The sequence below is a fragment of the Desertivirga arenae genome (assembly GCF_017355785.1).
Taxonomy (GTDB): Bacteria; Bacteroidota; Bacteroidia; order Sphingobacteriales; family Sphingobacteriaceae; genus Desertivirga; species Desertivirga arenae.
The window spans coordinates 62834-75160 of record NZ_JAFEWE010000018.1 but is presented as its reverse complement, the minus strand read 5'-3'; the positions used below and the strand labels follow the sequence as shown (position 1 = coordinate 75160).

Sequence of the window (12327 nt, the reverse complement as noted above, 5' to 3'; positions counted from 1 at the left end):
CAGTTCCTTATTTTTCATAGGTAAGAGTAGGTATATGATCTTATACCATAACCATACCAAATTCGCTTCCTCTTAAATAAAAGATCGATTTAGGACTGTTTTAAGCGCATTTTAAGTTCCATGTGCTGTTGTAAATGATTTTAAGCAACCAGCTCCAAGTAGTAAAAAAAATGATGTTGAGGAGTGTTGTTTTAATTTTGACCCAATTCGCGGAAGAAAAACCCCAACTTAGTAAATCGCTTCTCTATCCGCCCAGGACTGAATGCCGCTAGTTCGGTAAAATACGCTTTATTTATGTTCTTAGATGGTTGAAAGGCCAGCCAATAATTCCGGAAGGGTTGTAAGGCCCCAATGTTCAAGGTATTTGCCGTCTTTCAGCCTCACAATATCAATCACATTAATGCTAACTAATCGCCCCGTGGCAGGGATGTTCAGAAGAGGACCGGTATGGGTGCCACTGATGGTTTTACGAGTAGTAACCCAGTCTCCTTCGGCAAGTTGTTTGTGAACCGTGACTTTAATATCTGATATTGCCGGCCGTAGTATTTCGTTAAAGAAGTACCGCATTCCCTGAGGTCCATTATCCATACCTTCAGGAGCTGAATGGTTAACGAAATTTTCATTCATTAGGACATTAAAACTATCTTCATTCCACGAAGCAATTACTTCCTGGTTGAAGCGACGCACAATTGCTTTATTGTCTTCCATTGTTTCCATTTTGTTATTGATTTGATGTAACAAAAGTAGGCACGGTAAGGCCGGACGAGTTAAGGATAGACGTCCAACAACTATAGAAGCACGTTCAACCTGGCTTGCTGATACTGACTTGGGGTAGTGCCGAAATGTTTACGGAAGGCCTCTGTAAAACTGGAATGGTTCTGATAGCCTACTTTCAGATATATTTCCGAAGGGCTCTCCTCTGCCGAACCTAGTAATTCTGCTGCTAGTTCCAGCTTGCGGGAAAGAAGCCATTTTTGAGGAGTAGTATGGTATATTTCGCTGAACCTTCGCTTGAAAGTAGAAACGCTCATATGACAAATAAATGCGAGTTCATCCACGGTGATCTGCTGCCCAATATGGCTTTCAACCACTTTTTTTAAATGCAATTGCTCTCTATCACTGCTAAGTACCTGAATGGCGCGAAATCTTTCCGGGTCTGCATGAAGCAGGTATAAGAGCAGTTCTTCAATTTTCAGGAGACGGATTGAATTGGGCAGTTCCTTGCTCTCTGCCAGAAGTGCCTTAATCGAGGCAATAAACTGTTTGATAAAGGTGTCCTGCCGAAATATCTGAAAGGATTGCCTGTTACTATTAGAAATCACTCCAGGTAGTAGCGAGGCATACTTTATTAAAAAGCGGTTCAACACCTCATTGCTAAAATAAAACAATACACTACTGAAGGCTCCTCCATCGGTAAGCAGTTCAGAAGTCAAAATGTTACCTGCCGATAATACCACCAGTTCACCAGCCCTAACCATTGCTGTTGAATCGGGATAAACAATAGTCTTTGTGCCACTGACAAGCAAATTGATCATGTTCTGGCTCAGTACTATCTTGTTTTTATGAGAGTTCTGGTCAGATGTATAACAACGGATGTGAACCTCATCCATAGTTGCTGCTCCAGGTCCCAAAAGGTCTTTTGGGAGATTATAAATTGTCATAACTCTAACAAAAGTAAACGGAGGGTTTGAACTTAACAAAATGTGATTGCAATTTGCTGGTGTTAGTAGGATAAAGAATGGGCAAGGCTGAGGCACAAATTTTTAATTAAAAAGATAGGAAAGCTTAAAACAGTTAGCATTTCGGGCATCCGCTTTTAGCTTACAATAACCATAGAATGCTTGTAGCGCTTATACCTGCATTACTAATCCTAAATACTTCTACCACTACTAAACGCTATCTTTGAAAGCATTAAGTTATGGATACACACAGGCATTTTCTCGAACAAAAGCTCAAACTTCCAGAGGAGCAATGGCAATTGTTTTTTAAGTATCTGGTTCGTGAAGAATACGCGAGGAAAGCGGTTATTCTGAGAAAAGGAGAAATTGAAAAGAAACTTTCACTGATACTACTTATCGCTACTTGGGAGCGTAACGAGTTCGATGACAAAGAGCTGCATATGCTAGCAAAATCTGAATAGTCTTAATTTAAGCTACCTTATGCCGTCAACTTTTTCGAGTCTGACCAAGAGTTTTTAGTATGCTGGTTTAATGTGCATCCATATAAACATATTTCAATTTTGATTTCAATTACTTAAAAATCACACTTATCTTCTTAGGAAAAGCAGTCCTGTTGTATTAAGAATAGTTGCTAAAGAGAAGCAATCTTAGCAACCTTAGGTAAGGCCTGGAATTATAATATTCGTATATATTCATGATCTATTCCTAATTATTTCATAGCACTTAGTCTAATCACCTTTCCTCTTAATTCATTAGCCAATTATACGGGACGTAAAGAAGTTTGGCTTAAATGATGAGTTTTAAACCAACAACGCTATTTTTACCCCTGCTGGACAAGGGTTGAGTACAATAGAAATGGATTCGAGGTTAAATAGGATAAGACAATTGGAAGACGAGCATGAGTTTGGACTGGTTGGTACATATCTTCTGGACTATCAGAAGAAAATAGTGTATGCAGATAAAACTCTAAGTGCTATGTACGGATTAGAGTATAATGACGAAGGTATTCCACTAGCTGATTTTTTGAGGAATATCGATGAAGAGGATCTTCAACGTGCTAATCAACTGAGGGAGGCTCAAATAAATAAAAGCCAGCCCTATCAAATAGAATACCGGGTTAAAATCTCGTCAGAGAAAGCGAAGTGGGTCTTAGCAAGAGCAAAGGCTAAGATGGTAGACGGAGAACTTTTTTATGAAGGTATAGTAGTCGACGTGACTTCGGGCAAAGAGGCTGACATTGCGCTTCAGAGTCAAAACAAGCTGATTAAGACAATTACAGACAATGCTACATCTGCTTTGTTTTTAATGAATGACAAAGGGTACTGTACATTTATGAACCCAGCTGCCGAAACCATGTTCGGCTACTCATTGACCGAGATTAAGAGTAAACCTCTGCATAATCTGATTCATCATCATTATCCGGACGGTAGAGAATATCCAAGGGAAGAGTGCCCGCTCGACAGGGCGCTTCCCCGAAATTTTGAAATGCGAGCGCATGAAGATCTTTTTTTTCGAAAGGACGGAACTTCTCTTCCTGTACTCTGCGCTGCCAGCCCCATATTTGAAGATGGAGTTCCGGTTGCAACAGTTATCGAAGTTCGTGATATTTCGGAGCAGAAAAAAGCAAGTGCCCTCCTTCAAGCCCATGCAGAACGTCTTGAAATATTAAATTCGATAGGATTATCCATTTCGGAGAGTCTGGACTTGCAGGAAATTCTACAGAAGGTGACGGATGCAGTGACTAAGCTGACAGGAGCTGATTTTGGGGCTTTCTTTTATAATACGATAAATGCATCTGGCGAGGCGTTCCTCCTATATACATTATCAGGAGCTCCAAGAGAGGCATTTGAAAAATTGGGGACGCCACGCAATACCGCTGTTTTCCATCCCACATTTGCGGGAGAGGGTGTTGTTAGAGTCGATGATATCACCAAAGACCCTCGCTATGGCAAGAATGCACCTAACAATGGAATGCCTGCCGGTCATCTTCCCGTAGTGAGTTACCTCGCAGTGCCGGTAATTTCAAAATCGGGCAAAGTTATCGGAGGACTGTTTTTAGGCCATAAAGAGGTGGGTGTATTTACAGACGAGCACGAGGGTTTGGTTCTTGGAGTTGCTTCACAAGCGGCAATAGCTCTCGATAACGCAAAATTGTACGAAGAGATTAAAGAGCTTAGTATAAAAAAAGATGAGTTCTTGTCTATCGCCAGTCATGAACTTAAAACGCCGCTTACTAGTATAAAAGCCTTCAACCAGTTGATGCAGCGTACAAAAGACTCGACCAAGCTGCCTGATTTTGTTCAGAAGTCTGCCGAGCATATCGGCAGATTGGAGAAGCTTATTAATGACCTCCTGGATGTTAGTAAGATCAATGCTGGAAAGATGCAATATAATATAGCGCCATTTAACTTCAGGCAGATTGTTCTTGATTGCGTTGAAAGTGTTCAGCACCTTGCTCCATCTCACGAAATCTATGTGGAAAATGCAGTGGACGTAGAATACACAGGTGACCGTTTGAGGCTAGAGCAAGTATTGAATAACTTTTTGATAAATGCAGTAAAATACTCTCCTGGTGGTGAAAAGGTAGTAGTTAACAGCGTATTACAAGGTAATAACCTCATTGTTTCCGTTCAGGATTTTGGTATAGGAATTCCCCAGGATCATTTGGATAAACTATTCGACCGGTACTATAGGGTAGATAATACCTCGATGCGGTTTGAAGGATTAGGTTTAGGTTTATTTATATCTTCTGAAATATTAAAGCGCCATGGTGGCGACTTTTGGATCGAAAGTGAACAGGAAAAAGGCTCAACCTTCTATTTCAGGTTGCCACTTGAAAGGCAAGGGGAAGTTGAGGCAGCAGAGACTGAAACCTATTATAAAGATTCTTTTGTTACCATTCTATATAACCAGCAAGACGAACGACTTGAAGTAGATTGGAAAGGGTTTCAAAATATTTCTTCAGTAAAGAAAGGCTGTATGAAAATGTTGGAAATATTGAAAAAGAACCAGTGCTCTAAAGTAATTAATGATAACATAAATGTTCAGGGAACCTGGTCAGAAGCTTCAGAATGGGTGGGTAGAGAGTGGTTTCCTATGATGGAAAAGGCCGGTCTCCGTTATTTTGCATGGATTTTCTCTCCCAGCACTTTCAGCCAATTTTCGGCTCGAAAGACCATAAATGTGAAAGAGGGAGAGGTAATCACCGAATTTTTCAAGGATATCGTATCCGCTAGAAAATGGCTGGATGAGAAATAAGGTTAGTTCCTTTAGAGCTAACAGAGAAAAACTGTTGCTTTTCTCTGCTAGTAATTTTACAATTTCAAACGTCAGCTAGTTGTTTGAAGGAATGGAATTTGGCACCTTCTTATGCTGCCGGATAACACTGCAAACAGGTTGCAGCTGATTCACGTTGTAATTACCTTCCACCACCTCAAAGGTGCAATGACCATCAACACTAATTACCCCAATAAGGATATTATCGTGGTGGATAAAGTAATAAATAGACCCGTCGGATTTATGGGCTTCCATTTCCTGAACGGTAACGAGAAATTCCTTCCCGTCAATTACCAATGTAGTATCAAATTTCAACATAGTTCAGCGGCCTCAAAAAAAAGACCAACGCCCCTCAAACAAATACTTTTTACCTTCTTGCTTTCCTTTCTAAGCTGCCTCCCCGGAGGAAGTCAAGTATATTCAGAACTTCAGGTGAGATAAATTATCATTAAACTAAGCCTATCGGTACTTAATTAAACATTTTTAGAGGTTTCGAAAAAGCAGATTTGGAAGCTCTTTTCGAATTTATGGACGCTAACTATTTAGGTTGGTCAAGTCAACTTGCTCCCGCTATTATGGGGAATGCGGAAAGGCCAGAGTTAGCTAAATTTCTGACTAACAGCTTTTGTTCAACTAATCCAGATAATGCACGTGAATTTGCAAAAGTTACCTTTCTCTCTGACAGCCGACAAGAACTTCCCAGACTTAAAGTACCTAGTCTAACATTGCAATGTAGGGATGATATTATAGCACCTCTTTCTATCGGGACTTATATCAAGTCCAACATTCCCTACAATACGCTTCGTATCATGAAAGCGAGTGGGCATTGTCCTCATATAAGCGAACCTTACGAAGCAATGAAAGCCATACATAGCTTTTTGAACTAGATCATTTGCTGTCATTGTGCTCTCTATTTCCTTTCAAGGGCAAGTTTTAGCTGTCGCTCAATCTCCTGAGCTCTTTTTTCTGAAACAACCTGGTCTGTTACTTCATGGGCAAAAACCAGTATGCCATCAACCTTACCATTAAAATCACACCTGGGCTTGTAAATAAAATTCCAGTAAATATCTTCAACAGGTCCCTCAGTATGCCGGGCTAACCGGGTTAGTACCTCTTTTCCTTCAAAAGTTTCTTGTTTGTCGTAGACAGTTTTTAAGACTTCTATGAGCGGATGTTGCCGCATTTCGGGCAAAGCCTCTAACACAGGCTTTCCCAACAGTTCCCGGCCAGGAAAAATATCCTGGAAAGTCGGATTTACCAAGTCGAATATGAATGTAGGACCGCTTAAAATACAGATAGCTCCAGGGGCTTCCATAAATAGAGTATGCAATTCTCGTCTTTTTCTGTCTGCTACCTCAAAGGAAATCCGTTCTTTTTTTGCCAGCATAATGGCTTTGGTAATATCTGTAGTAACGTGCACGATAAACTCCACCTCTCCGTCCTTACCTAAAATTGGGGAATTAATAGCCTGCCAATATCGGGTATCAAATTCTTTAGTCCCCCGAATGGGAATATCGTACCTCTGCAAAGGCAGTTCAGTTTTATTTTTATTTAATACGGTTTCCGTTAAACTATTTCTAAGAGCTTCTATATTGTTTTTAGAATTTGGATCCTTTGGATTTTCAGGAAAAGCTTCAAAAATGCCCCTTCCCAGTATATCCGAAGGTTTAGTACCCGATGTATCTAAAAAAGCCTTATTGATATCAATTACTGTAAAGTCTGGTACATTTGCTCTTAAAATAGCTGTTGGAGGAGCGGAATTAAAAAAGGTGTCAAAATTAATTCTATGATTCAAAGCATGCCTATTTACACAGCTAACAACTTTATAAAAATCTAGTTCTTAAAAAAAGGCGCAGCTATTCTATATATTCTAAGATGTCATCATGAAAAATTTAAAATATTCAGGTGCAGTCAGTTAATTAGAATAATAATTGAAGTTAAAATAATGGTAATTAGAGAAGGAAATATTACGGACTTAAAAAATCTACAACAGTTATTTTTAAACACAGTGACAGAAGTTTGTAGACGGACTATACCCCTGAGCAAATAAGCGTATGGACTTCGACAGTCAGAAATAAAAGGCGCTGGGAGGACGTACTCTCGAATCAATTTGTAATAGTTGCTCAGGACAAAGGAAAAGCAGCAGGATTCGGTACTCTCGACAAGGGGAATTATATTGATATGTTTTTTATTGATAAAGACTTTCAACGACAAGGAATTGCCCGTCAGATTTATATTCGACTTGAAAATGAAGCAAAGCGTTTGGGTACAAATGAAATTACTTCTAATGTAAGTAAAACTGCCCGGATGTTTTTTGAAAAGATGGGCTTTAAGGTTTTGAAAGAGCAAACGGTTACTCTTGAAGGTATCGACTTGAACAATTACAAAATGACTAAAAAATTAGATGAACCTCTCTCTTTTTAATAGTCGGTAACTCCGTCTATTTTAACCTACCATGCTAGTTGGCAGAGTGAAGCTACTTTCATCCCAATGTAATACCAACCAGTCTGCCACATCTATTTGTGTTTTGATTTCCTCAGGCATATACTCTCTGATAAGCCGTTCAATTTTCAGACAATCTTCTTTTGAATATACATTCCAAGCTCGCTGAAGAGAATTGATAAGTAATACCATTTCAAACTTATTCATTCTATTAAACAGACTTCTATTAGGCATATCAAAATCCCACTTGGAATAAGGCGATATGATAGAGAAAGCGCCATAGGTGTATTGTAAATCCTTAAGGCTAAAGATGTACTTAATTGGAATCATTTAAAAGTAGAGCAATTTAAAATTAGGTAATAGACGCGTTAGAAGCGTTTTTGTTTTCCTTATGCTGCTGAAGATTACTACAAACAGGCTTTAGTTGTTCTATATTGTAGTTTCCAGCCGCTACCTCAAATTTACAATTTCCGTCAATGAGTTTATCACACACTTTAATTAGCGAAAGAGGTTGCTAGGGTTTCGATATCAATAAGATTAAAAGGTTTCTCAATAAATCCGTCTGCGCAAGCCAATTCGAATATGTCTTCAAGCTTTGAAACAGCGGAAATTAGATATACCTTTTATTTGAGAAATTAATAAACTTCTAACTATTCTATAAAAAACCCACCAGCTTTGGCTCTCCGCTACCCCTTCTTGTAATTTTTAAATCCCACAAATGAGGAAATATGCTATGTTTGCCCGAAATAAAAAGAATGGCTACTACAAAACTTACTATAAACAATAACGGCTCTGTTAGAATCGAAGGTGATTTTGAGATTGTTGATAAGAATGGCAATGCTTATGGATTGCAAGGCCGTACAGTTGTCTCTGTCTGTCGCTGCGGACTTTCTAAAAATAAGCCGTTTTGTGATGGATCTCACAACGGACATTTTGAGCATGAAGCAATTGCATTTGATTTGCCTCCTAAAAAAGTTTAATTGTTTGCCTTAGGCTATAGAGATCAAGCTACGAGAACTTATGTAATCTCTAGCTTGATCATTAAAAACCAATCATTCCCTCTCCACTGCCGTGGTCGAGACCGCAGATGCCACTATCCCTGCAGTTACTAAATATCCCGCTACAGTGGTTAATACAGCAGGCAGACTAACAGGTGCAGTTAGTAGCGCTGTTCCTACGGCTCCGGCAATTAAGCCAGCCTTTCTAATTTTGCGGAAAAACTTGGGAGTGGGGGACTTGATCCTCCTTCTAAGGTTCAGTTTTGTGTTCATCATGGTTGAATTTTGTTTTCTATTATTAGTTTGTTGTCCTTTTTCTCCAGGGCGGCGAGGAGTTGTGGATATACGAGACGATAAGCGAGGCCGGACTGCAGCACGATGTAGTCGCCATCTACCATGGTCCAATAATGCCCGGCAAGTAAACAGCCATTGGTGTTATCGATATAATTGCCTACATGAAAGTATACCAGGCTGAAGTTCGGAATGCCGCAGATCTCGATCATCCCTTTATGGATATCGGGATAGTTCTTTTTGTACCGCAGATTCATTCCCCCGGTGGTATTGAGCTTCAGCAGGTATTCTCCTTCCGGAATACAAGTTTTCCCGGCTATCTTTTCTTTGCGGATCTTATCTTCGAGCAAGTAGCATTGGAAGATATCGTTGAGGTAAAGATGACTGAGCGTACTAAACTTCCCCTCAGCTACTCGAATTACTTTTATGGCCATTATTCGGGATTTGTTGTTGGGGTGATTTGCACTGAGCCAGCGTAAAAGGAGTAGGTTGTTTTTGACCCTCGTGAAAAGGTGCTAATTGCGAAGACTTCTGCTGTCGTTTCCTTAGGGCAATTTTCAAATACCACCTCCCCCTTTGCTTTCTCTCCCTCAAATTCTGCTTCCTCAATGATCCAATGATCATATTCGGGAAGGTAGATCAGGAAATAGACCATCTCCATTCGTTCACGAGCCCAGGGAGCCTGTTGGCACTGAAAGGAAAAACCGCTGGGACAAGCAGCTACCTCTGAACTAAAATAGCCGTAGTTGCCTTCGCACAGAACTACTTCCGGATAATTGATCCGCCAGCTTTCTCCATCGTTTACCATCGCTTTCTGCACCAATGCGATCGCTGTTGAACTCCTTGAATTCGCATTCCTGGACTTGGGGGGGAGCCCGTTCAGAAAATGATTAATAGGTTTGAGGAACCTGCCTGCTAAGCTAAATCTTGCTCTTTGTGCAAGTTGTGCCGCTGTCGGTGCCTTGGTTGTTTTTCGCGTTGCCTGTTTGATGCACTGCTGCCCTTTATAGGTGTAACCTACAATGTTTCCTACTTTTCCGGAAAAGTTGCCTAATACTCCGTTTGGTAATTTTGCCATTTGTTATAGATTTTAATGAATGAATGAATGAATGATAGAATGAATGAATGAATGATAGAATGAGTGAATGCTACTTCCTTTTGTCTTTTGCTTCGGGGTTCCAGGCGATGAGGTTGAACATCTCTCTAAACCTCGAGCGGATGCGGTTGCCGTATGCTTGTTCCAGTTCTGTGGCCGAGAGGTTGGTGGTTACGTGTGTTGGAATACGTTGGTGGATCAAAAGATCGTAGCGTGAGAGCATGATCTCTGCCATGACGTTCACCTCGTTACCGAAATACTTCATGTTGGGTTCTGACCCCAGGTCGTCGAAGCAGAACACTTGCGGAATGCGCTCACCGCTGGAGGAATAATGCTGCACTACCGGCGCTCCCTGAGACATGAATTGCATGCAGACTTCTCTGGCTGACACCAACTGGTAGTGATGACCTGGATATTGCAGGCAGCGAATCACTGTCATAAGGGATGTTTTCCACATCCTATCGGTCCAGTAAGCAGCAAGCCCTTTTTCAGGTCAATGTTCAGAAGATCGGCATGATACTGGTCTTTAAAGAGATACACCAGGATCCTGAAAAGGATATCGTAATCTTCATGAAAGAGCCTGAAATGATCTCCCAAAAGCTCTTTCCCCTTTTGTTCCAGATAGCTTGCCAGGTCATCAAACTCCTGCACTTGCGGTTCTTGCTTAGGTGCAGCGTTAAGTGATGCTACTTCGAGCATATTTTTTGTTTCAGAAGGCTTCATGGTAGTTTTTTGCAGGGTTAACGAATAGGTTTCCGGAGACAGGTTTAGCTGGGGTCGCTCTGCCAGGCTTGCTTTTTGCGGCCTTTGTAATAGTTGAGTTTATCCATTTCACAGCGGCTGCATGCCAGTTTTGGATGGGCGTTTTTCCCATCATCCAACCACAAGCCTCGTAGTGGTTGAAAAACTGTGATGCTTCTTCCTTTCCTGAATTTTTAAATTCAAAAAAAACTTCAACTTCTTTTAGAGAGATGTTTGTTAATGTTTTATTAGGTTTATTGTGTTTATTTAATGGTCTCAGCTCTATCTCAGCTGTTTTATCACCTGTTTGATCAGTAGTATGATCACCTGTATTATTAGTAGTATTATCAAAAGTGATCATACGTATGCGACTTCCTGCATGAATGCTGTGAGAGGGTAGATAATCGATAAATCCCCATTGAGCTAGTTCCTTCATGCATTTGGTGTAGGTGTTCACCGATCCAATTTTCGATAGTCTCATCACTTCGGCCCTGTTCACCGGAAAGGGATTCTGGAACAGCGCATGGTTCCATCGCTGAAAAAGTGCGTGATACAGGCTAACATGCATAGGAGTAGGGCGCTCATCACCATAAAGTTGATTATAGAAATCTGATAAGTGTTTGATATAATTCATGGTATTGACTACTTGTCTGCCAAGGTCAAAAAAATAAAAATAGCTGGGGGATTATGTAACCCCCCGAAAATAAGTGTAACCCCTTTTTTGAATTTTAATTAGCAGATAATCAGTCAGAAAAAATTTTATGAAACAAACGGGGTTACATTGGGTACGGGTTCATATGGCAAGGAATAACACTAGTAATATTCTAAACTTGTTCGTACCCTCTTGGTACCCTGTTGTGAGTTTATTGGGAAAACGCCCCCCGTTTTCACAACAAATAGGGGTTCATTCCCGAACAATTCCACAACAAAGTATCAAACGGTTCGCAAATCTTCGCAAAATCAAGCAAATCCTCGCAAAAGCCGGCAAGGGGCTTCTCAGGTCTTTTTTGCTGCAAAAATGCCCTCTACATTTGTTCAGCCTTTGCGACATACCGGTATAAAAAAGCAGGCTTAACAGAATTTTTAATCTTTTAAAATTTAAAAAAATGGGAAAGTTCAGTAATGGAATTTTTGGAAACTTTTACGGAAAAGTAGGCAATGTAGTAGGCAGCAACTGGCGCGGAATTGATTATCTGCGCAGCTTGCCCAGGATGACTAAAAACAGGGTGGCTAGCCAGGGTCAAATGGAACAGCAGGCCAAGTTTGGCCTGATCACGGCCTTCCTTAGCTCTCTTCGACCTTTCATTGAGGTTGGGTATAAAAAGCTCGCGGTAAAGCAAACGGCTTATAATGTTGCGGTAGCGGATAACGTAAAGAATGCGATCTCGGGTAACTATCCGGATTATACCATTGATGCCGCTGCATTAAGTTTCAGTCGCGGCATTTTACCACTACCTTTAGATCCTGCAGTGGTTGCTGCAGCAGAGCGTCATGTAAGCTTCAGCTGGACAGACAACTCGAAGAAAGGAAAAGCCTTGGATACAGACAAAGTTTCTGTGCTGCTGGTTAATCAGGTGGATGAGGAGTCTGAATATAGCCTGGGCACCGTTACTCGTGCAGATGCTGCTTTAGATATAGCAGTGCCAGCCGGATGGGTTGGTAAAGAGGTGGATTGCTACTTGTTTGTTGCTTCAGCAAATGGAAAAGAGGTCTCTAATACCTTCTATGGAGGTAAGATCACCATTGTTGAATAAGTTGTAAGCAGAAGCCGCCGTTTCAAAAGGAGCGGCGGTTTCTTTTTTTA

At 40.7% G+C, this 12327-nt stretch carries 17 protein-coding genes; 6 read left to right on the top strand and 11 right to left on the bottom strand.

Features of this window, described 5'->3' with window-relative positions; translation table 11 throughout:
- Positions 1 to 300: 300 nt before the first annotated feature.
- On the bottom strand, positions 301 to 708 hold the full coding sequence (locus tag J4N24_RS23420; protein WP_207536175.1) for an ester cyclase: 408 nt from the start codon (positions 706 to 708) through the stop codon (positions 301 to 303).
- 80 nt (positions 709 to 788) lie between these two features.
- On the bottom strand, positions 789 to 1661 hold the full coding sequence (locus tag J4N24_RS23415) for a helix-turn-helix domain-containing protein (RefSeq protein ID WP_207536174.1): 873 nt from the start codon (positions 1659 to 1661) through the stop codon (positions 789 to 791).
- A gap of 257 nt (positions 1662 to 1918) precedes the next feature.
- Here J4N24_RS23415 and J4N24_RS23410 point away from each other — a divergent pair, with 257 nt between their 5' ends.
- A complete protein-coding gene (locus J4N24_RS23410) occupies positions 1919 to 2140 on the top strand; it encodes a hypothetical protein (protein WP_207536173.1) in 222 nt (73 codons plus the stop codon).
- A gap of 394 nt (positions 2141 to 2534) precedes the next feature.
- Positions 2535 to 4937 (top strand): ATP-binding protein, encoded by a 2403-nt coding sequence (locus J4N24_RS23405; protein WP_207536172.1) that lies wholly within the window; start codon positions 2535 to 2537, stop codon positions 4935 to 4937.
- A gap of 75 nt (positions 4938 to 5012) precedes the next feature.
- Here J4N24_RS23405 and J4N24_RS23400 read toward each other — a convergent pair whose 3' ends face one another.
- Positions 5013 to 5273, bottom strand: a complete 261-nt coding sequence (locus tag J4N24_RS23400) for a hypothetical protein (RefSeq protein ID WP_207536171.1) — start codon at positions 5271 to 5273, stop codon at positions 5013 to 5015.
- Positions 5274 to 5482: 209 nt separating this feature from the next.
- Between J4N24_RS23400 and J4N24_RS23395 the strand changes: the two genes are divergently transcribed.
- A complete protein-coding gene (locus J4N24_RS23395) occupies positions 5483 to 5842 on the top strand; it encodes an alpha/beta fold hydrolase (RefSeq protein ID WP_207536170.1) in 360 nt (119 codons plus the stop codon).
- Positions 5843 to 5865: 23 nt separating this feature from the next.
- On the opposite strand, the gene J4N24_RS23390 is transcribed toward J4N24_RS23395, so the two are convergent.
- A complete protein-coding gene (locus J4N24_RS23390; protein WP_207536169.1) occupies positions 5866 to 6750 on the bottom strand; it encodes a PAS domain-containing protein in 885 nt (294 codons plus the stop codon).
- 251 nt (positions 6751 to 7001) lie between these two features.
- On the opposite strand from J4N24_RS23390, the gene J4N24_RS23385 reads away from it, so the two are divergent.
- Positions 7002 to 7379 (top strand): GNAT family N-acetyltransferase, encoded by a 378-nt coding sequence (locus tag J4N24_RS23385; RefSeq protein WP_207536212.1) that lies wholly within the window; start codon positions 7002 to 7004, stop codon positions 7377 to 7379.
- A gap of 21 nt (positions 7380 to 7400) precedes the next feature.
- On the opposite strand, the gene J4N24_RS23380 is transcribed toward J4N24_RS23385, so the two are convergent.
- Positions 7401 to 7727 (bottom strand): hypothetical protein, encoded by a 327-nt coding sequence (locus J4N24_RS23380; protein ID WP_207536168.1) that lies wholly within the window; start codon positions 7725 to 7727, stop codon positions 7401 to 7403.
- Positions 7728 to 8152: 425 nt separating this feature from the next.
- Here J4N24_RS23380 and J4N24_RS23375 point away from each other — a divergent pair, with 425 nt between their 5' ends.
- On the top strand, positions 8153 to 8377 hold the full coding sequence (locus tag J4N24_RS23375) for a CDGSH iron-sulfur domain-containing protein (protein WP_207536167.1): 225 nt from the start codon (positions 8153 to 8155) through the stop codon (positions 8375 to 8377).
- 72 nt (positions 8378 to 8449) lie between these two features.
- Here J4N24_RS23375 and J4N24_RS23370 read toward each other — a convergent pair whose 3' ends face one another.
- The 6 genes from J4N24_RS23370 to J4N24_RS23345 all read right to left on the bottom strand — a co-directional run bounded on the left by J4N24_RS23370 (position 8450) and on the right by J4N24_RS23345 (position 11157).
- Positions 8450 to 8671 (bottom strand): hypothetical protein, encoded by a 222-nt coding sequence (locus J4N24_RS23370; protein ID WP_242691782.1) that lies wholly within the window; start codon positions 8669 to 8671, stop codon positions 8450 to 8452.
- A complete protein-coding gene (locus tag J4N24_RS23365) occupies positions 8668 to 9120 on the bottom strand; it encodes a DUF5675 family protein (protein ID WP_207536166.1) in 453 nt (150 codons plus the stop codon). Before J4N24_RS23365 ends, J4N24_RS23370 begins: the two co-directional genes overlap by 4 nt.
- On the bottom strand, positions 9120 to 9764 hold the full coding sequence (locus tag J4N24_RS23360) for a DUF6266 family protein (protein WP_207536165.1): 645 nt from the start codon (positions 9762 to 9764) through the stop codon (positions 9120 to 9122). Before J4N24_RS23360 ends, J4N24_RS23365 begins: the two co-directional genes overlap by 1 nt.
- A 70-nt stretch (positions 9765 to 9834) precedes the next feature.
- Positions 9835 to 10221, bottom strand: coding sequence for a P-loop NTPase family protein (locus J4N24_RS23355; RefSeq protein WP_207536164.1), 387 nt, complete (start codon positions 10219 to 10221; stop codon positions 9835 to 9837).
- Positions 10218 to 10505 carry a hypothetical protein gene (locus tag J4N24_RS23350; protein WP_207536163.1) on the bottom strand — a complete coding sequence of 96 codons (288 nt, stop codon included), beginning with the start codon at positions 10503 to 10505 and terminating at the stop codon, positions 10218 to 10220. Before J4N24_RS23350 ends, J4N24_RS23355 begins: the two co-directional genes overlap by 4 nt.
- Positions 10492 to 11157: a hypothetical protein gene (locus J4N24_RS23345; protein WP_207536162.1), complete on the bottom strand. Its 666-nt coding sequence runs from the start codon at positions 11155 to 11157 to the stop codon at positions 10492 to 10494. Before J4N24_RS23345 ends, J4N24_RS23350 begins: the two co-directional genes overlap by 14 nt.
- Positions 11158 to 11629: 472 nt before the next feature.
- On the opposite strand from J4N24_RS23345, the gene J4N24_RS23340 reads away from it, so the two are divergent.
- Positions 11630 to 12277, top strand: coding sequence for a DUF6266 family protein (locus J4N24_RS23340; RefSeq protein ID WP_207536161.1), 648 nt, complete (start codon positions 11630 to 11632; stop codon positions 12275 to 12277).
- The last annotated feature ends 50 nt before the right edge of the window (positions 12278 to 12327 follow it).